At 72.0% G+C, this 18,822-nt stretch carries 22 protein-coding genes; 15 read left to right on the top strand and 7 right to left on the bottom strand.

Going from position 1 to position 18,822, the window contains the following annotated elements; translation table 11 throughout:
- Positions 1 to 4: 4 nt before the first annotated feature.
- Genes BR85_RS09955 through BR85_RS09945 form a run of 3 tightly spaced genes read left to right on the top strand, consistent with a single transcriptional unit; the run spans position 5 to position 2,753 of the window.
- Positions 5 to 1,426 carry a ferredoxin reductase family protein gene (locus tag BR85_RS09955; protein WP_028496256.1) on the top strand — a complete coding sequence of 474 codons (1,422 nt, stop codon included), beginning with the start codon at positions 5 to 7 and terminating at the stop codon, positions 1,424 to 1,426.
- A gap of 29 nt (positions 1,427 to 1,455) precedes the next feature.
- The gene (locus BR85_RS09950) at positions 1,456 to 1,926 is read left to right on the top strand and encodes an FMN-binding protein (protein ID WP_028496257.1); all 471 of its coding nucleotides are present in this window, start codon (positions 1,456 to 1,458) and stop codon (positions 1,924 to 1,926) included.
- Entirely contained in the window at positions 1,923 to 2,753 is an 831-nt protein-coding gene (locus BR85_RS09945) for an FAD:protein FMN transferase (protein ID WP_028496258.1), read from the top strand. Before BR85_RS09950 ends, BR85_RS09945 begins: the two co-directional genes overlap by 4 nt.
- Positions 2,754 to 2,814: 61 nt before the next feature.
- Here BR85_RS09945 and BR85_RS09940 read toward each other — a convergent pair whose 3' ends face one another.
- Positions 2,815 to 4,152, bottom strand: coding sequence for an HNH endonuclease signature motif containing protein (locus tag BR85_RS09940; RefSeq protein ID WP_051526259.1), 1,338 nt, complete (start codon positions 4,150 to 4,152; stop codon positions 2,815 to 2,817).
- Between the two features lie 222 nt (positions 4,153 to 4,374).
- Between BR85_RS09940 and BR85_RS09935 the strand changes: the two genes are divergently transcribed.
- On the top strand, positions 4,375 to 5,904 hold the full coding sequence (locus tag BR85_RS09935) for an MATE family efflux transporter (protein WP_028496259.1): 1,530 nt from the start codon (positions 4,375 to 4,377) through the stop codon (positions 5,902 to 5,904).
- A gap of 21 nt (positions 5,905 to 5,925) precedes the next feature.
- The gene (locus BR85_RS09930) at positions 5,926 to 6,729 is read left to right on the top strand and encodes an alpha/beta fold hydrolase (RefSeq protein WP_028496260.1); all 804 of its coding nucleotides are present in this window, start codon (positions 5,926 to 5,928) and stop codon (positions 6,727 to 6,729) included.
- Positions 6,730 to 6,736: 7 nt separating this feature from the next.
- Here BR85_RS09930 and BR85_RS09925 read toward each other — a convergent pair whose 3' ends face one another.
- Complete coding sequence (locus BR85_RS09925) at positions 6,737 to 7,027, bottom strand: DUF4287 domain-containing protein (RefSeq protein ID WP_028496261.1); 291 nt, start codon at positions 7,025 to 7,027, stop codon at positions 6,737 to 6,739.
- A 71-nt stretch (positions 7,028 to 7,098) separates the two neighbouring features.
- The gene (locus BR85_RS09920; protein ID WP_028496262.1) at positions 7,099 to 8,022 is read right to left on the bottom strand and encodes an NADP-dependent oxidoreductase; all 924 of its coding nucleotides are present in this window, start codon (positions 8,020 to 8,022) and stop codon (positions 7,099 to 7,101) included.
- A gap of 75 nt (positions 8,023 to 8,097) precedes the next feature.
- Between BR85_RS09920 and BR85_RS09915 the strand changes: the two genes are divergently transcribed.
- Genes BR85_RS09915 through BR85_RS09900 form a run of 4 tightly spaced genes read left to right on the top strand, consistent with a single transcriptional unit; the run spans position 8,098 to position 10,375 of the window.
- Positions 8,098 to 8,541 carry a helix-turn-helix transcriptional regulator gene (locus tag BR85_RS09915; protein WP_028496263.1) on the top strand — a complete coding sequence of 148 codons (444 nt, stop codon included), beginning with the start codon at positions 8,098 to 8,100 and terminating at the stop codon, positions 8,539 to 8,541.
- 5 nt (positions 8,542 to 8,546) lie between these two features.
- Positions 8,547 to 8,975, top strand: a complete 429-nt coding sequence (locus BR85_RS09910) for a VOC family protein (protein WP_028496264.1) — start codon at positions 8,547 to 8,549, stop codon at positions 8,973 to 8,975.
- A complete protein-coding gene (locus BR85_RS09905; RefSeq protein ID WP_028496265.1) occupies positions 8,968 to 9,414 on the top strand; it encodes a hypothetical protein in 447 nt (148 codons plus the stop codon). Before BR85_RS09910 ends, BR85_RS09905 begins: the two co-directional genes overlap by 8 nt.
- 7 nt (positions 9,415 to 9,421) lie before the next feature.
- Complete coding sequence (locus BR85_RS09900) at positions 9,422 to 10,375, top strand: Gfo/Idh/MocA family protein (RefSeq protein WP_028496266.1); 954 nt, start codon at positions 9,422 to 9,424, stop codon at positions 10,373 to 10,375.
- Between the two features lie 2 nt (positions 10,376 to 10,377).
- On the opposite strand, the gene BR85_RS09895 is transcribed toward BR85_RS09900, so the two are convergent.
- Positions 10,378 to 11,499 (bottom strand): PQQ-dependent sugar dehydrogenase, encoded by a 1,122-nt coding sequence (locus BR85_RS09895; protein ID WP_028496267.1) that lies wholly within the window; start codon positions 11,497 to 11,499, stop codon positions 10,378 to 10,380.
- A 76-nt stretch (positions 11,500 to 11,575) separates the two neighbouring features.
- Here BR85_RS09895 and BR85_RS09890 point away from each other — a divergent pair, with 76 nt between their 5' ends.
- The 3 genes from BR85_RS09890 to BR85_RS09880 all read left to right on the top strand — a co-directional run bounded on the left by BR85_RS09890 (position 11,576) and on the right by BR85_RS09880 (position 13,495).
- Positions 11,576 to 12,460 (top strand): VOC family protein, encoded by an 885-nt coding sequence (locus tag BR85_RS09890; protein WP_028496268.1) that lies wholly within the window; start codon positions 11,576 to 11,578, stop codon positions 12,458 to 12,460.
- A gap of 76 nt (positions 12,461 to 12,536) precedes the next feature.
- Positions 12,537 to 13,175 (top strand): hypothetical protein, encoded by a 639-nt coding sequence (locus BR85_RS09885; RefSeq protein WP_028496269.1) that lies wholly within the window; start codon positions 12,537 to 12,539, stop codon positions 13,173 to 13,175.
- Positions 13,172 to 13,495 carry a hypothetical protein gene (locus BR85_RS09880; protein ID WP_036275390.1) on the top strand — a complete coding sequence of 108 codons (324 nt, stop codon included), beginning with the start codon at positions 13,172 to 13,174 and terminating at the stop codon, positions 13,493 to 13,495. Before BR85_RS09885 ends, BR85_RS09880 begins: the two co-directional genes overlap by 4 nt.
- A gap of 196 nt (positions 13,496 to 13,691) precedes the next feature.
- Here the strand turns inward: BR85_RS09880 and purB are convergent, their stop codons facing one another.
- Both purB and BR85_RS09870 read right to left on the bottom strand, forming a co-directional pair.
- The gene (gene purB / locus BR85_RS09875) at positions 13,692 to 15,074 is read right to left on the bottom strand and encodes an adenylosuccinate lyase (protein WP_028496271.1); all 1,383 of its coding nucleotides are present in this window, start codon (positions 15,072 to 15,074) and stop codon (positions 13,692 to 13,694) included.
- Between the two features lie 28 nt (positions 15,075 to 15,102).
- The gene (locus tag BR85_RS09870) at positions 15,103 to 15,609 is read right to left on the bottom strand and encodes a low molecular weight protein-tyrosine-phosphatase (protein ID WP_028496272.1); all 507 of its coding nucleotides are present in this window, start codon (positions 15,607 to 15,609) and stop codon (positions 15,103 to 15,105) included.
- A 113-nt stretch (positions 15,610 to 15,722) separates the two neighbouring features.
- Here BR85_RS09870 and BR85_RS09865 point away from each other — a divergent pair, with 113 nt between their 5' ends.
- Both BR85_RS09865 and BR85_RS09860 read left to right on the top strand, forming a co-directional pair.
- Positions 15,723 to 15,974 (top strand): hypothetical protein, encoded by a 252-nt coding sequence (locus BR85_RS09865; protein ID WP_028496273.1) that lies wholly within the window; start codon positions 15,723 to 15,725, stop codon positions 15,972 to 15,974.
- Entirely contained in the window at positions 15,971 to 17,314 is a 1,344-nt protein-coding gene (locus BR85_RS09860) for an alpha/beta hydrolase family protein (protein WP_051526260.1), read from the top strand. Before BR85_RS09865 ends, BR85_RS09860 begins: the two co-directional genes overlap by 4 nt.
- On the opposite strand, the gene BR85_RS09855 is transcribed toward BR85_RS09860, so the two are convergent.
- Entirely contained in the window at positions 17,280 to 17,678 is a 399-nt protein-coding gene (locus BR85_RS09855; protein ID WP_028496274.1) for a phage holin family protein, read from the bottom strand. The two genes, BR85_RS09860 and BR85_RS09855, sit on opposite strands and share 35 nt — an antisense overlap.
- A gap of 73 nt (positions 17,679 to 17,751) precedes the next feature.
- On the opposite strand from BR85_RS09855, the gene BR85_RS09850 reads away from it, so the two are divergent.
- Positions 17,752 to 18,822: a histidinol-phosphate transaminase gene (locus BR85_RS09850; RefSeq protein ID WP_028496275.1), complete on the top strand. Its 1,071-nt coding sequence runs from the start codon at positions 17,752 to 17,754 to the stop codon at positions 18,820 to 18,822.

The following is an 18,822-nucleotide window of genomic DNA, read 5'->3' as shown; positions in this document are numbered from 1 at the left end:
GCGCATGACAGCCACCTTCCCGACGACGATCGGCAGAGCCTCCGCCGCCACGGCACCTGTCCTCCGGCGCCGATGGAGCCGCGCGGCGTGGAACGCCGCCGCGGTCACCGTCATCTGGGTGACGAGCCTCGTCGTCGTGGCGCTGTGGGTGGCGGGCGCCGGCGTGCAGGCGATCGTCGGGGGCGGAGCGGAGGCACTGACCACGCTCGGCCGCCTCACCGGCCTCGTCTCGGCGAACCTCCTCCTCTACCAGGTGCTCCTCATGGCACGGGTGCCGCTCTTCGAACGCGGATTCGGACGGGACGGCATCACCCGGATGCACCGCCTCGTCGGGTTCTGGTCGTTCTCGCTCCTCCTCGTCCACATCGCCCTGCTCGTGGCCGGCTATGCCGCGCAGGCGGGCATCGACGTGTTCACCCAGCTCTGGCAATTCGTCTGGGACTACCCGGGGATGCTGCTGGCCACCGCGGGCACGCTCCTCCTGGTGCTCGTCGTGGCGAGCTCCATCCGCCGCGCCCGCCGACGGCTCCGGTACGAGAGCTGGCATCTCCTCCACCTCTACGGCTATCTCGGTGTCGGCCTCGCCGTCCCGCACATGCTCTGGACGGGCGCGGACTTCCTCGCATCCCCCCTCGCCACGATCTACTGGTGGACGCTCTGGGCGGTCGCCGCCGCCGGCGTCGTCGTGTTCCGCGTCGGCGTGCCGGTCGTCCGGTCGCTGCGGCACGACGTGCGGGTCGCGTCCGTCGAGCCGGACGGCGACCGCGGGGTGACCGTGCGGCTGCGGGGGCGCGGACTGGCCGCCCTGCGCGCCCGACCGGGCCAGTTCTTCGTGTGGCGGTTCCTCGATGGCGCCGGGTGGATGCGGGGACACCCGTTCTCCCTCGCGGCGGCGCCGACCGGCGACGCCCTGACCATCTCGGCGCGCATCGTCGGCGACGGCACGCGACGCCTGGCCGGCCTGAATCCCGGGACCCGCGTCGTGTTCGAAGGACCGTACGGCGTCATGACCGGGGAGGTGCGCGCCGGAACGAAGCTCCTGATGATCGGCGCCGGCGCGGGAGTCGCCCCCCTCGTCTCCCTGCTGGAGGGCGAGGCATACGCGCCCGGCGCCGCGACCCTCGTGGTGCGCGAACACGTGGAGGAAGACGCCCTGCTGCGGGGCCCGATCGCGCGTCTCGTCTCCACCCGGGGGGTCACCCACTACGCGCTCAACGGCCCGCGCGCCGCGACCGGGTCGACCTGGGTGCCGGCGAGCCACGCCGCGTGGCGCGGCTCCGACCTGCTCCGCCACCTCGCGCCCCGCCCGGCGGAGTACGACGTGTTCCTCTGCGGACCGGGCCCGTGGATGGATGCGCTCCGCCGCGACCTCCACGCTGCGGGGTTCGCCCCCAGCCGCATCCACGCGGAAGCGTTCGCGCGGTAGCGGGCCGTGTCACGTTCCTCGGAGGAATCATGAAGAAGATCATCTACAGCATCCTCGCCACCCTGAGCGGGCTCGTGCTGTTGTTCAGCTATCGCACCTCCCTGGGCGAGGAGATCAGCCCGGTCCCGGCGGACGTCGCCGCCCCGGCCGCCGAATCGACACCCACGCCGACCGATCAGGGCACCGGCGGCACGAGCGGAACGACGCGCGGTTCGGGTCTCGTCGACGGCACCTACGCGGGGCAATCCGTGCGCACGCGCTTCGGTCCGGTGCAGGTCTCCCTCACGGTGTCCGGCGGCGCGATCTCCGCCGTCGACGTCGTCCAGTACCCGGACACCAACTCCCGCGACCGCCAGATCAACGAACGGGCCATCCCGCAGCTGGTGTCGGAGACGCTCGATGCGCAGAGCGCCGACATCCACATGGTGTCGGGAGCGACCTACACGAGCGAAGGCTACCTCCAGTCGCTGCAGAGCGCGATCGACCAGGCACAGTCATGAGCCCCGTCATCGCCGTCCGCCCGCACCGACAGGTCTGGACCGAGCAGATCATGGGCACGGTCGTCAGCATCCACGCCGTCACCCGCACCGGCGCACCGGAACGGGGCGCGACGGAGGCTGCGGCGGCTTTCGCCGCCCTTCGCGAGGTGGACCGCGTCTTCTCGACCTACCGGGCTGACTCCGACATCTCCCGGCTCCGGCGGGGCGAGTGCGCCGTCGCGTCACTGGACCCGCGCGTCGCGGAGGTCGCCGCCGCGTGCACCGCGTGGGAAGCGGCGACGGCGGGACGGTTCAGCGCCGACTGGCGGGGATGGTTCGACCCCACGGGCTTTGTGAAGGGCTGGGCTGTCGAGTCGGCGGCGCGTGCGCACCTTGCGCCGCTGCTCGCGGACGACGACGTCGTGGCGGTGGGGATCAACGCCGGGGGTGACCTCCAGCTGTTCACGGCGCCGGGCGCGGACTGGGTGTGGCGCGTCGGCATCGCCGATCCGACCCGCCCGGGCGTCGTGCTCGCGACGGTCGACGTGGTCGACGGCGCCGTCGCCACGTCGGGGCTCGCCGAGCGCGGGGCGCACATCGTCGACCCGCGGTCGGGGGCGCCGGCGCGCGGCGTCGCGAGCGCCAGCGTGATCGCCGACGGCCTCGCCGCGGCCGATGTGTGGGCGACCAGCGCGGTCGTTGCGGGAATGGACGAGCTGGCCTGGATCCAGGATGCGGGCACCCGCACGGGCATCCTGATCGGCGACGACGGCCGCGTGCGGCGGTGGATCCGCTCGACCGAGGTCTCGGTCGTCGGGGCCGACCCTGACCTGGCGACGATCGCCTGACCTCCACTCCGGCCCGGCCCGGGCCTGAGCGCGACTGACCGCAGGGACGGAGGGCGCCGGCTCAGAACGGCGCGTCGCGGGAACCGAGTGGATCCTCGGCGGGGAGGAGCCACGGTTCCCGGAACCGTCTGCGCCTGCCGAGCACCTCGGGCTCCGGCACGAACCGCACGGTCGGCTCCGGCCGGTCGGTGTGCCGGCGCCCGCCCGGGCTCGTCCAGACCAGCACGCCGGGCGAGATCTGCTCGACCGACCACGCGCTCGCGTGTTTCAGGGTGTGATGCCGACGGCAGAGGTGGGCGAGGTTGTCGGATCGAGTGGGTCCTCCGCGCGCGGCGTCGCGGGTGTGGTCCAGATCGCAGCGCCACACCGGCCTCCGGCATCCGGGGAAGCGGCAGTGCTCGTCGCGAGCGCGAAGGAAGCGCTGGAGTCCGGCCGGCACCCGGTAGCGATCGACGGCGAGGACGTCGCCGGTGAAAGGTGAGGTCATCACGCGCTCCCAGCCGGTGGCGCCGCCGGCGAGCTCGCGGGCCGTGTCCGCGTCGATCGGCCCGTACCCGGCGAGAAGGGCCGGCTCTTCGCTGCGTCCGACCATCGTGAGGACCGGAAGCGTGACCTGGACGATCGCCCGGATCTCACCGAGCCCCTCCCCGCCCACGCACGCGTCCGGGGTGGCGGTGAGCAGCAGGTCGGTGAAGACGTCGGCGCGCACCTGTTCCACGGTCCGCGCGTCGGCGTCGGCGTCGCCGTCCCGGGCGTCGATGACGCACCGGGCCTGCCTGCTGAGACGGTCGTGGATGCCGTGCGCGAGCGTCGCGGGGAGCGTCGCGACCAGTTCCGCCATGCCATCGGGGAGGTCGTTCACCTCGACGCGGCGGCGCTCTCGGGCCCCCTCGGCCCGCTCGTCGAGCGACCGGTCCAGACAGCGCTCCGCGAACGTGCGGACGAGCGGGGCCAGTCGTCCCGGAGTCGTCGAGCGCGCCCGGTCGAGCGCGAAGTCGAGGTACGCCGCGCGAGCCGCGTCATCGTGAATCGCCGCGCCGGCCTCGTGGATCACGGTCAGGTGGCGCCGCGAGATCTCACCTCGCCCGAGAGCATCGACGCCGGCCGCGAACCGCTCGCAGAGATCGGCGCACTGCCCCATCTGCCGGGAGACCGACCACTCGCTCATCCTCGTCGCCGTGGCGAGTTCGGCGAGGAGCGACCGCTGCGCGATCTCGCGGCTGGACCCTCGTTCCCCGGCGTCGTCGACGAGGGCCGCAGCGCGGGCGAGAGTGCGGATCTCCTCGGCGTCGAGGGCGCCCTGTCGCCGCTGGACGTCCGCGAAGGCATCCACCACCTGATCCGTGCGGCGCAGAACGAGCGACGGGTCTTCGTCGCGGTGTGCGTCGGATGCAGACATGAGGGCTCGCTTTGGTCGGGGTCAATGCGGGCACATGATCGAATGTCTGAGGACATTCTAGCACATAGCCTCCGACATCGCCGTACTTTTGTTCCCATCTTCTTCGCATCCCTCGCCGCCCGTCCGCCGTGCCGCGCAGTTCTAACGAATCGATTCGATAGAATGTTGCCGTGGTGCCGACGCGGACACCGCTCCCCCCGCCCCGTTTCGCCGAAAGCCCGCATGTCCACGTCCCTCACCACCGGCAGCCCCTGGCGCGTCATCCTCCTCTTCTCCGTGCCGCTGCTCCTCGGCAACGTCGTGCAGCAGCTCTATCAGTTCGCGGACGCCATCGTCGTGGGCCGGCACCTCGGCGTCGGCGCGCTCGCCTCCGTCGGTGCGACGGGCAGTCTCTTCTTCTTCCTGCTGGGCTTCGTCTGGGGGCTGACGACCGGTTTCGCCATCCCGACGGCGCAGGCCTTCGGCGCGGGCGATCATGCCGCCGTCCGGCGCTCCGTCGCGACGGGCACCCTGCTGACCGCCATCGCGACCGTGCTCCTCACGGTCGCGGGCACCCTGCTCGCGGAGCCGATGCTGCAGCTCCTGCAGACCCCGCCGGAGCTCATGGCCGATGCCACGGTGTTCGCGCAGGTCAGCTTCCTCGGTTCCGGCACGATGCTGTTCTTCAACTACCTGTCCGCGATCATCCGCGCCATCGGCGACTCCCGCACGCCACTCGTCTTCCTCACGGTGGCCTGCGCACTCAACGTCGGCCTCGTCATCCTCATGGTCGGCCCCCTGGAGTGGGGAGTCGGCGGCGCCGCCCTCGCCACCGTGACGTCGCAGGGGGTCTCGGTGCTGCTGTGCCTGGAGTACGTGCGCCGCCGCGTGCCGGTGCTCCATGTCCGCCGCGCCGACTGGCGCGTCGCCCGCATCGACCTCGTCCAGCACCTCCGCATCGGCCTGCCGATGGGCTTCCAGGCATCGATCATCGCGATCGGCACCCTTGCCGTGCAGGTGCGCCTCAACGAACTGGGGGCGGACGCCGTCGCCGCCTACACGACCGCCTCCCGCGTGGACAGCCTCGCCGTCGCCCTGCTGCAGTCGCTCGGTCTCGCGGTGTCCATGTTCGTCGCGCAGAACTTCGGCGGGGGCCGGCCCGACCGCATCCGCCGCGGCGTCGTGCAGGCGACCTGGATGGCGCTCGGCGGCGCCGTCGTCCTCGGCATCGTGCTCGTCGCGTTCGGCAGCCACATGGTCCGCCTCTTCGTCGGTGAGGGATCGGACGGTGTCGTCGACCTCGCCGCGCTCATGCTCGTCATCAACGGGATCTCGTACAGCGCGCTGGCCGTGCTGTTCGTGCTCCGCGGAGCCCTGCAAGGGCTCGGCCACATCCTCATCCCGACGGTCACGGGCGTCATCGAGCTGTTCATGCGCGTCGGTGCGGCCGTCATCCTGGGCGGAATCGTCGGCTACGTCGGGGTCGTGTGGAGCAACCCACTCGCGTGGATCGGCGCCGTGGTGCTGCTGGCACCGGCCTACGTCCGCGCGCATCGCGAGCTCGCCGGGATGCCGATCGCGACCGGCGACCACATCTCCCCGGCCACCACGCCGATCGCGGTCGTGGGACCCGTCGACGGTTCGATGAGCGTGGATGCCGTCATCACCCGCCCGGTGCCGCTGCCCGAGTTCGCTACCGACAGTCGCGTCCGCCGACGCCTCACGCACCTGCGTCGACGGCGCGTCGAGCGCGCGGCGAAGCGCGCGGACTGATCCGAGGGGGACAATCGGGGGGTGACCAACGCGCTTCCCGCCCTCACCGAGATGCCCGACGCGAAGTTCGTCATGGTCGGTGACGGCCACCGGATCGCGACGTACTCGTGGGGTGACGACACCGCACCGACCGTCGTCGTGGTGCACGGATTCGCTTCGAGCACCCGCGACAACTGGGTGAGCACCGGCTGGGTCCGTGACCTGCAGCAGGCCGGCTACCGCGTGCTCGGCCTCGACCAGCGCGGCCACGGCGCGAGCGACAAGCCGCACGACCCCGCCGACTACGACCTGCGGACCCTCGCGGGCGACGTCGAGGCGGTCCTCGACACCTACCTCGTCGGGACGGCGTCCTATGTCGGCTACTCGCTCGGGGCGCGCGTGGGCTGGGAGGTCGCGCAGGACCTGCCGGGCCGCATCGAGCGGGTCGTGCTGGGTGGGGTCCCCGACGGGATCCCGCTCGGACGCCTGGATCTCGACCAGGCGACGGCGTACGTCCAAGACGGCACCCCGGTCGAGGACCGCGTCACCCAGAACTACATCGCGCTGACCGAGCGCGTGCCCGGCAACGACCTGCGCGCGCTTCTCGCGATCGCCGGCGGCATGCGGCGGTCGGGCACGGTCGACCCGGACCCGGCGCAGGCGCCGGCGCAGCCGATCCTCTTCGCGACGGGGTCGCAGGACGCCATCATCGAGGGCTCGAAGGCGCTCGCCGCCGCCTGCCCGCAGGGGCACTTCGTGGAGATCCCCGACCGGCACCACTTCAACGCGCCGGGCTCCCGGGTGTTCCGCGCCGCGGCCCTGGAATTCCTCGCCCAGGCGGACTGACCGCGACTCAGCCCGCGGGGTTGCTCGCCTTTCCGTCGAGCCACAGCGTGTCCGTCGGGTCTGCGTGCGTGCCGCCGCTGTCGACGTGCTTGGCGCTGATCTGCGGACCCTTCGTGATGACGTGCACGAGCGCCATCGCGTGCCCGCGGCCGAGACCGTAGTCCTCGGCCAGCCACTGCACGATGGGTGTCGCCTTCGTCGTCTCGTCGAACCCGCGCTCACGGGCGAGATCGATGAAGTGGCGGGGCGTCAGCCCCGTCTTCTCCTCGATGTTGTCGAGGTAGGCCTGGAACGACATGATGTCTCCTCAGGGTTGGCGGTCGAGCACAGCCTGCCAGAGCGCACCGGCGCCGACCATGTCCCGCCCGGTCAGATCGTGACGACGATCTTGCCCTGGACGTGTCCGGCCTCCAGCTGGCGGTACGCCTCGACGGCGTCGGCCAGCGGGTAGGTCGCGGCGCGTTCGACGCGCAGCGTCCCGTCCGCTGCGAGCTGCGCGAGCGCGGCGAGCTGCACGGCATCCGGCCGCACCCACGCGTACACCCCATCGAACTCGTCGCGGGCACGCGGGTCGGTGATCGAGACGACGAACCCGCCTTCGCGCAGCAGGGTCGGCGTGGAGTCCAGGGCGCCGCCGCCGGCGTAGTCGAGCACGACGTCGATGCCGTCGGGGGCGAGCGCGCGCACCTGCTCGATGAGCGGATCGCCGTACTCGACGGGCTCCGCGCCGAGGGAGCGGACGTAGTCGTGCTTGGCGGCGGACGCCGTGCCGATCACGCGCGCGCCACGAAGGCGCGCGAGCTGCACGGCGAACGAGCCCACGCCGCCGGCGGCGTTGTGGACGAGCACGGTGTCGCCCTCGGTGAGCCCGGATCGCTCCACGGTCTGCAGGGCCGTGAGGCCTGCGAGCGGCAGCGCCGCGGCATCCTCGAACGACAGTCCCTCCGGTATCGGCGCCGCCGTGCGGACCGGCACCGGCATGAGCTCGGCAAGCGACCCGTGCTCCACGACATCGGCGCGCGCGTACGCGAGGATGCGGTCCCCGACGGCGTACTCGGGGGTGTCCAGGCCCACCTGCTCCACGACACCGGCGACATCCCAGCCGGGGACGGCGGGAAGCCGCGTGTCGAAGAGCCCGCGGAGGTGTCCCTCCCGGAGCTTGTAGTCGACGGGGTTGAGGCCCGCCGCCGCGACGCGGACCAGGAGCGTGTCGGGACCGATGTGCGGATCGTCCACCTCGGTCAGTTCGAACCGGTCGGCGCCGCCGAACTCCGTGTACACGAGTGCCTTCATGCTGGTAGCAAACACCACCGCCCGCGGGCATTCCACTCCCTGGCAGGGCGCCGGGCGGCGTGGCATCATCGGCGGGTGACCGCTCGGCACCCCCAGGACCTGCAGACCCTGGCCCTGCTGCGCCGTGTGCGGGACCGGATGGACCGGGAGTACGCGAAACCGCTCGACGTCGAATCGCTCGCGCGGGACGTGCACCTCTCCGCGGGTCATCTCAGTCGTCAGTTCAAGCGCGCCTACGGTGAATCGCCGTACTCCTACCTCATGACCCGCCGCATCGAGCGGGCGATGACGCTGCTCCGCCGCGGCGACCTCAGCGTCACCGAGGTCTGCTTCGCCGTCGGCTCGTCGTCGCTCGGCACGTTCAGCACCCGATTCACCGAGCTGGTGGGCGTGCCGCCCAGCGTCTACCGGGAGCACGGCGCCGCCTACGTCCCCGGGATGCTGCCGTGCATCGCGAAGCAGATCACGAAACCGGTCAGGAATCGAGAAGCGCCGAGGTCACGCGTCCTCGTACCGTGAGAGCCATGGACATCACGATTCATTCGAGCTTCCTGCCGCACACCGACCCCGAGGCATCCCTCGCGTTCTACCGGGACGTCCTCGGCTTCGAGGTGCGACTGGACGTCGGCTACGAGAACATGCGCTGGATCACGGTGGGTCCGGCCGGTCAGCCGGACACGGCGATCGTGCTGCACCCGCCGGGAGTCGGCAACGACATCTCCGACGACGAGCGCGAGACGATCCTCGAGCTCATCGCCAAGGGCACCTACTTCGGCGTCAACCTCGCCACGGACGACCTGGACGGGACGTTCGCGAAGCTCGAGGGAGCCGGCGCCGACATCGTGCAGGAGCCCATCGAACAGGACTACGGGGTGCGCGACGCGGCCTTCCGCGATCCCGCGGGAAACCTCATCCGCATCCAGGAGAACAAGAGGAGCAGGGACAATGGCTGACCAGCGGAGCAAGGCAGACGGCTTCAGCGCCGAAGAGCGCGCCGCCATGAAACAGCGCGCGGACGAGCTGCGCGCATCGAAGGGGCTCAAGGGCGCCGCGAAGCTCGCGAAGGAGCTCGAGGCGTGCGTCGCCGCGATCGACGGCCTGGACGGCGTCGACCGTCAGGTGGCCACCCTCCTGCACGGCATCGTGACCGACGAGGCCCCCGACCTCGACCCGAAGACCTTCTACGGGTTCCCCGCGTACGCCCGGGACGGCAAGGTGGTCGTGTTCTACCAGCCCGCCTCGAAGTTCAAGACGCGCTACGGGACGGTGTCCTTCGATGACCCCGCGAACCTGGACGACGGGCCTATGTGGGCGGTCTCGTACGCCGTGGTCGAGGTGACGGACGCCGTGGAGAAGAAGGTCCGCGAACTCGTCAAGAAGGCCGCGAGCTGACCCCCCGATGACCGTCATCCGCATCGCCACCATCGGCACGAGCATGATCACCGGCAGGTTCCTGGATGCCGTGCGGCAGACGGACGGCATCCAGGCCACCGTGGTCTACTCGCGCGACAGCGACCGGGCGGCCGCGTACGCCGACGAGCAGGGGATCGGCGCGGCCTCCTCCGACCTCGAGGAGCTGCTCGCCTCCGGCGACGTCGACGCGGTGTACGTCGGCTCGCCCAACGGGAAGCACGTCGGGCAGGCCCGCGCCGCGCTCCGGGCCGGGCGGCATGTGTTCGTCGAGAAGCCGGCCGCGCCCACGGCCGCCGAGTTCGAGGCGCTCGTCGAGGAAGCCCAGGACGCCGGCGTGATCGTGTTCGAGGGGATGCGCAGCGCCTACGACCCGGGCATGGACGAGATCCGTGCGCTCCTGCCCCGGCTCGGGACGATCCGGCGGGCGGCGTTCACGTACTGCCAGCGGTCGGCGCGCTACGACCGGGTCCTCGCCGGCGAGCGGGTGAACATCTTCGATCCGGCGCTCGCCGGGGGCGCGCTGCTCGACCTCGGCGTCTACTGCGTGAGCCCGATGGTCGACCTGTTCGGCGAGCCGGACGCCGTGCGCGCCGTCTCCGTGGAGATCGCGGGCGGCGCCGACGGCACCGGCTCGGCGCTGCTGACCTACCCCGGATTCGTCGGCGAGGTGGCGTACTCGAAGATCACCGTCACCGCGCGCCCGAGCGAGATCCAGGGCGAGCTGGCGACGTTGGAGATCGACCGGATCGCCGAGCCCTCCCGCCTGCGGGTGCACGGCATCGACGGCTCCATCGAGGAGATCGAGCTGAACCCGCCGGAGAACAACATGCTCTTCGAAGTGCAGCGCTTCGTCGACCTCGTCCGCGGCGGCGACCCCGCCCCGGACAATGCCCGGACGCTCAGCACGCTCCGTGTCGTCGAGGCGATCGTCGCCGGCTGAGCTCAGTCCAGCAGCGCCGGCGGGACGGCGATGATGCGGTCGTCCCCGTCCCGCGGGGAGCCGCGGCCGTCGGTGTTGTTCGTGAGCACCCACACCGCGCCGTCTGGCCCGGCGAACACGTCGCGGAGGCGGCCGAACGCGCGCGCGTAGAACTCCTCCGACGCGGCGGTGTCGGAGAGCGGGACCGATCGCAGCACCTCGCCGCGCAGGTTCGCGATGAGGATGCGGTCGCCGATCACCGCGATACCGCTCGGGCTCGCGGCATCCGTCGCCCAGCTCTGCAACGGGTCGACGAAGCCCCGCTCCTCGCCGCCGGTCCCCTCGACGACGGGCCAGCCGTAGTTGCCGCCCGGCACGATCTCGTTGAGCTCGTCCCACGTGTTCTGCCCGAACTCGCTGGCGAACATCCGGCCGTCCGGTGCCCACGCCAGGCCCTGAACGTTGCGGTGCCCGAGGGTGTAGACGGGCGAACCCCGCCTCGGGTTGTCCGCGGGGATGCCGCCGTCCGGCTCGAGGCGGAGGATCTTCCCGTTCAGCGCATCGGGGTCCTGCGCGGCGTCAGGGTCCCCGGCATCCCCGACCGGGACGTACAGCATGCCGTCCGGACCGAACGCGATGCGTCCGCCGTTGTGGTTGCCGGCCCGGGGCAGCCCGTCCACGACGATCCGCGGGTCGGTGAGGCGGAGCGCGCCGGGTGCCCCCGCCACGGCATACCGTTCGATGCGGTTGCCGTCCGCGGCGGTCGAGTACACGAAGAGGCCGTCGTCGCCGTCGAACGCGAGTCCGAGCAGGCCGCCCTCCCCGCCGTGGGCCACGTTCTCGACCGTGACGACATCGCGGAGGGCGCCGCCGGTGGTCAGCTCGCGGATGCGGCCGGTGTCGCGCTCGCTGATGAGGACGGAGGTGCCGATCCGGACGAGCGACCACGGCGCGGCGAGGCCGGTGACGATCGTCACGGGCTCGGAGGTCGGGGCGGCGGACGGGGACGCCGCGGGCGGTGGGGGTGGCGGGGGATCGGGCCCGGCGACGCCGCAGCCGGTGAGCCAGCAGGCGGTCGCGAGCACGAACGCCGCCGCGGCCGTGCGTCGTGGCCGTGTCCCTGCGAGCCGTCCCCGGGGCGACATGCTCACACGGTACCCAGGTGCCGAGGGTCGCGCCGCCCCCCTTGCACGCTTCGCGGAGGCGGCGCATCCTGACCCCATGCAGAAGATCGTGCCCAACCTGTGGTTCGCCGATGCCGCCGCCGGCGGCGAGTTCTACGCCGGCGTCTTCCCCGGCTCCCGGGTGAGAACCTCCTCCTTCTATCCGCAGGAGGGCCTGCTCGACTTCCAGAAGGACTACGCCGGGAAGCCGTTGACCGTCGACGTCGAGATCGACGGCTACCGGCTGGTCCTGATCAACGCGGGCGACACGTTCCGCCCGAACCCCTCGATCTCATTGACGCTGAGCTTCGCGGATGCGGAGATGGATCGGCTCGACGCGCTCTGGGCCGCGCTCGCCGACGGCGGACGCGTCCTCATGCCCCTTCAGGAATATCCCTACAGCGCGCGGTACGGCTGGGTGGAGGACCGGTTCGGGGTCAGCTGGCAGCTGACGGTGGCGGGCGATGAGCAGAGGCCGCCGGTCATGCCGACGTTCCTCTTCAGCGGACCGGCGCAGAACCGCGCCCGCGAGGCGATCGAGGAGTACACCGGACTCTTCCCCGACGCGCAGGTCGGCACGATGGTCGACTATCAGGAGAAGAGCGGCCCCGCGGATGCCGGTGCGGTCATGTACGCCGACTTCACCCTCGCCGGCCAGTGGTTCACCGCCATGGACTCGGCCGCGACCGAGTCGCATCCGTTCACGGAGGGCGTCTCGCTGCAGGTCGAGTGTGCGGACCAAGCGGAGATCGACCGCTACTGGGCGGTGCTGTCCCAGGTGCCGCAGGCGGAGCAGTGCGGCTGGTGCAAGGACCGGTTCGGCGTCAGCTGGCAGATCGTCCCCGGCGGCATGGACGACCTCATCTCCTCGCCAGCCGCGTATGCGGCGATGATGGAGATGCACAAGATCGACATCGAGGGGCTGCGAGCCGCGGCATCCTGACTCCCCCGGCGGGTCCTCAGGTGGCGGCGACCTAGACTGGAGCCGTCCCATTCCGCCCCTTCGGAGGAGTTCCGTCGTGTCCCAGGCCGCCGCCACCCGCACTTTCGAGGTGCGGCACGTGCAGCTCGCGCGTGCGTTCTTCGCGGCACTCGCGGCGGTCATGATCACCTTCACGCCGGATCACTCGGCGGCGGTCGGGCTCTCCGTCTTCAGCGGCTTCGCCATGGCGACCGGGATCGTCCTGCTGCTCGCGGCCTGGCTCGTCCGCCCCCGCGGGCGGCGCGCGCCGGCTGTCGCGCTCGGCGTGGTCACGATCCTCGCCGGCATGGTCGGCGGACTCGGCGGCATCCGCAGCATCACCCTCTTCTTCGTGCTCGTGATCGCGTGGGCTCTCCTCGCGGGCATCGTCGAACTCGTCGTGGGCCTGCGCGGCCGTCGGCGCGGCGATGCCACGGCCCGGGACGCCGTCTTCATCGGCGCGCTGACGATCCTGCTGGCCGTCGGGCTGCTGCTCGTGAACCCCGCGTACAGCCTGGAGTACTTCATCAAGGAGGCCGGCGCGACGTTCGAGCTGACCGGCATCAGCATCGGCGTCGGCATCTTCGGGGCCTACGCCGCGATCGTCGCCGTGTTCCTCGGCATCGCCGGCTTCAGCCCGCGTCCCGCCGACGCCACCGCGGACGACCTGACTGCCTCGGCAGGAGAGAGCGCATGACCGACCCACCCCCCCCCCGCCGCGACCTGCTCAAGCCGGTGCAGCTCATCGGCTTCGCCTTCATCGCCGCCGCCTTCGCGGGCGTCATCACCCTCGTGACGATGGGCTTCTTCCAGACGCTCACCGGCGACCAGCGCACGCACGTCATCGTCGTCGCGCTCATCGTCGCCGGCATCGCGTTCATCGTGACCCTCGTCGGCATCGCGCTGCTGATCCTCGCCGTCGACCCGGTGGAGATGTCCAAGCCCGTCGACCGCCCTGTGCTGATGCGCGAGGACGACCGCCCGGCCGACCCCGACAAGGGAACGCCCCGCGCCTGACCGGGTCCCTCGCGGCGCGCCGGTGCGCCGCGCGGCCCCGCCCCGCCGCATCCGCGCCGGCGAGCCCACCCGCCGGGCCCCCGCCGCGAACTGCAGGATCGGGCGTGACGGGTGGGGCCTGTGGGGCTCACGCGTCACTCCAGCCACAGGTCATCCTGCGGTTTGCCGTCCGCGCCGGGAGCGGTACGCGGCGGGGTCAGGCCAGTTCGTCGACCAGCGCGTCGGCGAGGCCCACGTAGCCGGCGGGGGTGAGGGCCAGGAGGCGCTGCTTCGCGGCATCGCCGATGTCGAGGCCCTGCACGAACTCGGCGAGCTCGGGTCCGCCGACGCGGCGGCCCCGAGTGAGGTCCTTCAGCAGGGCGTACGGGTCGGTGATCTGCGAGCGACCGGCGACGATCTCGGCGCGGACGACGGTCTGGATGGCCTCGGCGAGGACCTCCCAGTTGGCGTCGAGGTCGGCCAGCAGCACGTGGCGCGACAGCGAGATCTCGGTGAGGCCGCGCTGCAGGTTGTCCAGCGCCAGCAGCGAGTGCCCGAACGCGACGCCGATGTTGCGCTGCGTCGTGGAATCGGTGAGGTCGCGCTGCATGCGGCTCGTGACGAGCGTCGATGCCAGCGTCGCGAAGAGGCCGCCGGAGATCTCCAGGTTCGCCTCGGCGTTCTCGAAGCGGATGGGGTTGATCTTGTGCGGCATCGTCGATGACCCCGTCGCACCGGCGACCGGGATCTGGGCGAAGAAGCCCATCGAGATGTAGGTCCAGATGTCCGTGGCCAGGTTGTGCAGGATTCCGCCCGCGTGCCGGACCCGGTCGTAGAGCTCGACCTGCCAGTCGTGCGACTCGATCTGCGTCGTCAGCACGTTGAAGCCGATGCCCAGGCTCTCGATGAAGCTGCGGGACAGCTCCGGCCAGTCGACGTCCGGGGCGGCGGCGAGGTGCGCCGACCACGTCCCGGTCGCGCCGGAGAACTTCGCGAGGTACTCCCCGCCCTCGATCTGCCTCGCGACGCGGTCGAGGCGCCACGCGAAGACGGCGAGCTCCTTGCCCATCGTCGACGGGGTCGCCGGCTGCCCGTGCGTGCGGGAGAGCATCGCGGCATCCCGGTGCTCGCGGGCAAGGTCGGCCAGCGCGGCGGACACGGCGCGCAGCTTCGGCAGCCACACGTTCTCGACGGCGCGCTTGACCGTCAGGGCGTAGGAGGCCGAGTTGACGTCCTCGCTCGTGCACGCGAAGTGCGTCAGCTCCGCCACGGCATCCAGGCCGAGCGCACTCAGCCGGTCGCGGACCAGGTACTCGACCGCCTTGACGTCGTGCCGCGTCACGGCCTCCTTCTCGGCGAGCCAGTCGATGTCCGTCTGCCCGAAGTCGGTGTAGAGGGCCCGCAGTGCGGCCTTGTCGGCCGGCGACAGCGGCGACGAGCCGAACAGCGACCGATCGGTGAGGGCGATGATCCACTCGACCTCGACCTCGACGCGCGCGCGGTTCAGGCCCGCCTCGGAGAGGTAGTCGGCGAGGCCCGTGACCGCGGAGCGGTAGCGGCCGTCGAGCGGGCTGAGGGGCTGGGGAGGCAGAGAGGTCACGAGGCTCCGATCGGGTGAAAACGGGCGCTCAGGACGTCGGACGGATGGCGGGTTCGAGCTGCCGGAAGAGCGCCCGGCTCGCACTCTCGATCATACCGAGCACCTCGTCGAACATTCCGGGCCCCGCGTAGTACGGGTCGGGGACGTCGAGCGAGCCGTCCGGCTGGGGGTCGAACGACAGCAGCAGCGCGAGCTTGTCGGTGTCGGCGGCCGACGGCGCCCAGCTGGCGAGGATGCGCTCGTGGGAGCGGTCGAGCGCGACGACGAGGTCGCTGCGCTGGAAGTCGTCGAGGGTGAACTGCCGGGCGCGGTGCTTCGATCCGTCGTAGCCGCGCCGCTGCAGCGCCTCGATCGTGCGGACGTCGGCGCGTTCCCCGACATGCCAATCCCCGGTGCCGGCGCTGCTGGAGTGCACGCGGTCGCCGAGTCCCGCCTGCTCCGCGAACCAGCGGAAGACGACCTCCGCCATGGGCGACCGGCAGATGTTCCCGGTGCACACGAACAGCACGCGGAAGGGCTCGGACGCAGGGGGCACGCTCCATATTGTGGCGAATACAGCGCCTTCTGCACAGGATGCCGTTTTCCGGCGCTCCGAACGGCGCCGCGGCGGCCGCACCGCAGCCGCTCCCGCGCGGTCAGGATCGGCTCATGGACCTGCAGGCGGCGACCGCTCTCGCGTTCGCCCGCGAGCGGCTCGCCGGCGCCGCCGCCGACGTCGACGACCTCCGGGCGCAGGCGCGCGCGCTCACGGCCGCGACCGCCTGGACGGCGCGCGCGGCCGATGCGTACCGCGCCGCGCTGCAGGAGTGGAGCGACCGGCTCGACGCCCTCGCGGTCGGCATCGCCCTGTGCGAGAGCGAGCTCGCCGCCCGGATCCGCGCACTGGATGCCGGCCGATGAGCGATGACCTGGAGATCCGCAGCGGCGGCGTGATCGCCGTCGACACGGCCGACCTCCGGCACGCGGCGGGACGGCTGACCTCGCTCGCGTCGGCGGGGGACCGGGTCCACGCGGCCCTCGTCGGGGTGGCGCACCACCTGGCCATGCACGGGGTATTCGCGTCCGTGCCGTGCGCTCTCGCGGACGAGGCCGCCGGCCGCGCCGCCGCGCTCGCCGCCGACCTGCGCACCCTCTCGCTCGTGTACGAGCTGGTCGAACTGGAGGCGCAGCGCGCCGCGGCGGAGGCCGGCGGCGACCCGGCCCGCGCGGCGCGTCTGGGCCGGGCGTACGCCGCCCGCCAGGCGGAGGCCGGCGACGCGGGCGCCGAGGCGATGCGGCTCCTGGACGGGTGGCGCGGCGAGGCGCACGCCGAGCTCGAGCGTCAGATCGCGCAGGCGCTGCAGCCGCTCGGCCCGCAGGGGTGGGGTGCGGCGTTCGCGCTGCCCCTGCTCCTCGCCCGAGTGCGCACGCTCGGCCGCGGGTTCGTGCCGCGCGACGCACAGCTCCGGGGCGGGCCTCAGCCCGTCACGGTGCCGGTCCTCCGGCGCGGCGCGGCGACCGCGCCGCGTGCGCTCGCCGACGTCGCGGCGCGGATGCCGGGCCACGGCGACGGCCGCATCCGTGTGGAGCGCTACGTCATGCCGGACGGGTCGCGGCAGTTCGCCGCCTACCTCGCCGGTACGCAGAGCGCGATGTCGGTGTCGGAGCCGTTCGACATGGCATCGAACCTCGACCTGTACGACGGAGCGCGCGCCGCCTCCTACGACGCCGCCGTCGCGGCCCTGCACGCGGCGGGTGCGCGGGATGGGGACACGGTGCACCTGGCCGGGCATTCGCAGGGCGGGATGATCGCCGAGCGGCTCGCGCTGGACGGGCAGTTCCGCGTCGCCACGGTCGTCACCTTCGGCTCGCCCGTGCAGGCCGATGTCCGGGGCGACACCCTGCAGGTCGCGCTGCGGCACACCGACGACCCGGTCGCGGCGCTGGCGGCCGGCGGCGCGCCGTACCCCACGGGCGCGCCCGGCAGCTTCGTCGCCGAGCGCGTCGCCGATCCCGGCGGCTCCGTCACCGACCTCGCCTTCGGCGCGCATCAGCTGGATGCCTACGCCGAGACCGCACGGCTCGTCGACGCCTCGGACGACCCGCGGGTGGAGGCCGTGCGCGAGCGTCTCGCGGAGCTCGGCACTGCGACGTCGGTCACGGCCACGCTCTACGGCGCGGAACGCGGCTGGGTGCGCGCGCCCGGCCGCGCCGATCCGAACCCCGTCAGCGCTTCTTCTTCAGCTGCGGGCGGAGGATGATCCCGAGGATCCAGTTGATGAGCGAGATCACGATCGCGGCGACCACGCCGAGCCAGAACTCCTCGACGCGCAGCCCCCAGCCCCACCACAGCGTCAGCCAGGCGGTCAGCCACAGCAGGAAGCCGTTGATGACGACCGAGATGAGGCCCAGCGTCAGGATGTACAGCGGGAAGGCGACGATCTTGATGACCGTGCCGATCACCGTGTTGACGATCGCGAACACGGCGGCGACGGCGAGCAGCGTCAGGACGAGCTGCAGCGTCTCACCGGGCGCGAACGGCAGGACGTCGACCTTGAGCGGCTCGATGAGGGTGACGACCCAGATCGCGAAGGCGTTGATGACGACGCGGATGAGGAAGCGCATAGTGCGCTCAGTCTGGCACGCCGCATGGTTCGGGGGCACGGGTGTGCGGGAGACTCGTCAATAGACTCGTCGCGTGACCGACATCCCCGTCCGCATCCGTCCCGAGATCGCCGCCCTCCCGCCGTACCGGCAGGGCAAGCAGGCCGGCGAGGGAGCCTTCAAGCTGTCCAGCAACGAGAACCCGTTCGGGCCGCTGCCGGGCGTCGTCGCGGCCGTCGCCCGCGCGCAGGCCTTCAACCGGTATCCGGATGCCTCCTCCCCGCGCCTGAGCGCACGCATCGCCGAGCGGTACGGGGTCGCGCCGGACGCGGTGCACATCGGCGCGGGCTCGGTGTCGATCCTCTTCCAGCTCGCGCAGGCCACCTCCGGGCCCGCGGACGACATCGTGTTCTCCTGGCGCTCGTTCGAGGCCTACCCGAGCCTCGCGACGGTCGCCGGCGCCACCGCGACCACCGTGCCGAACACGCCCGACGGGCGCCACGACCTCGTCGCGATGGCCGCCGCCGTCACGGAGCGCACAGGCATGGTGCTCGTCTGCAGCCCCAACAACCCGACCGGTCCCATCGTGACGCAGGACGAGTTCGACGCGTTCCTGGCCGCGGTGCCGGCGAACGTCCTCGTGGTCCTCGATGAGGCGTACGCCGAGTTCGTCACCGACCCCGCCGCCGTCGACGGCCGCCGTGTGCTCGCCGCCGGCCACGACAACGTCGTGGTCCTGCGCACGTTCTCGAAGGCGTACGGCCTCGCCGGTCTCCGCGTGGGCTACGCCGTCGGGCACCCCCGCATCCTCGACGCCGCCCGCTCGACCGGCATCCCGCTGTCGGTCACCGCAGCCGCCGAGGAGGCGGCGCTCGCGAGCCTCGACGCCGAGGAGGAGCTGCTCGAGCGCGTCCGCGTCATCGCCGACCGCCGCGACCGCCTCGTGCGGCTGCTCCGCGATGCCGGCTGGGACGTCCCCGACGCGCAGGGCAACTTCGTGTGGCTGCCCGCCGGAGACCGGGCGCTCGAGGTCGCCGAGGTCTTCGAGGCCGCCGACCTCATCGTCCGCCCGTTCGCCGGCGACGGCGTGCGCATCACGGTCGGCGAGGAGGAGTCGCTGGACCGCGTGGTCGAGGCGGCGCACCGGAGCATCGCGTCGGAGTGA

Origin of the sequence: Microbacterium sp. UNCCL10, assembly GCF_000746195.1 — a bacterium.
Lineage (GTDB): Bacteria > Actinomycetota > Actinomycetes > Actinomycetales > Microbacteriaceae > Microbacterium > Microbacterium saccharophilum.
This window is presented reverse-complemented; position numbering and strand designations above follow the sequence as displayed.